The sequence below is a fragment of the Pelomonas margarita genome (assembly GCF_043555875.1).
Taxonomy (GTDB): Bacteria; Pseudomonadota; Gammaproteobacteria; order Burkholderiales; family Burkholderiaceae_C; genus Pelomonas; species Pelomonas margarita.
In genome coordinates this window covers 1-1,138 of the sequence record NZ_JBIGHW010000049.1, presented here as the reverse complement: position 1 = coordinate 1,138, position 1,138 = coordinate 1, and the positions used below count along the sequence as shown (strand labels likewise).

At 68.7% G+C, this 1,138-nt stretch carries 1 pseudogene; it reads right to left on the bottom strand.

The window, feature by feature from the left end:
• Window positions 1–34 precede the first annotated feature (34 nt).
• A pseudogene (locus tag ACG0Z3_RS23155) lies at window positions 35–1,136 on the bottom strand (transposase).
• Window positions 1,137–1,138 lie beyond the last annotated feature (2 nt).

The window sequence follows — 1,138 nt, the reverse complement described above, 5'->3', positions numbered from 1 at the left end:
GGGGGATTCAGGACGATTTCTCACTTCGAGCCTCTTATGCAGCCGCCTGGGTCATTGCGGACGCACCTGCGCCCACACCGATCAACTGCGGCGCGATCTTGACCATGCGCATCAGGTTGTGCGCCAGCGCGTACAGCATGGTCACCGCGCGGACCTTGCTCAGCCCGCGCACCGGCATGCGCTGCAGCCCGCGGTTGCGCGCCAGCGCGTTGACGCACTTGGCCGTGGCCGCGCGCTGCTTGTAGATCTCCTTGATGGCTTCGTCAGCCATGCGCGCTCGCCACTGCGCCACCGGCTCGGAGTCGCCGGCCTTGCGCTGGTGCTTGTCCGCCGGTGGGGTGCCGTCATCACCGTCCTTGCCTGCCTTGGCCCTGACCTTGGGCTCGGGCACCGGCGCGATGACCTCCGTCTTGCCTTGGGTGTGCCCGTGCACCGCGTCGATCTGTTCGTGTGCGGGGAACCCACCATCGACCAGCCACTGCCCGGGCGTGCTGCCGGTTCGTTCGATGACGTGCTCGACCATCGGCGCCATCTGCGCCATGTCGCTGCCCACGTTGGTCACGGCCACGCCGACGATCACCTGGTCCTGGCAGGTCGTGGCCAACTGCACGTTGAACGCCGGCCTGAAGCCGCCGTCGCCCATCTTCATCACCCGCGCATCGGCGTCGGTCGTGCTCGCGCGTGCGTCCGCGGGCTTGTCGCCGTTGCGCCGCTTGGCCGCCTGCACCTGGGGCAATTGCTCCAGCGCCGCACGGATACGCTCTTCACGCTGCTGGGCTGCTCGCGCGCTCTAGGCTGATCGCCCCGGCTGACGCCAGCGCTGCCACATTGGCGGTGAGCACCTCGTCCATCAGCGCCTCGTTGCCCGAGCGGAAGTCGTTGAGCGCGTGGTAGTTCACCGACACCCCGCCGCAGATCCAGCGGTAGGCGTCGTGTTCGCACGTGAGCCGGGCGATCTCTCGGCCACTGCCCACGCCGTCGAGCGTGGCATACAGCCACAGCGCGAACAGGATGTGCGAGTCGATGGCCGAGCGGCCGGCGTTGCTGCCCCGCGCCTTGATTGCCTGCGTCAGGCGGCGCAGGTCCTGACGCTGGACGTAGCCCCACACCAGCCGGGCGCGGTGCTCCTCACCCAGCA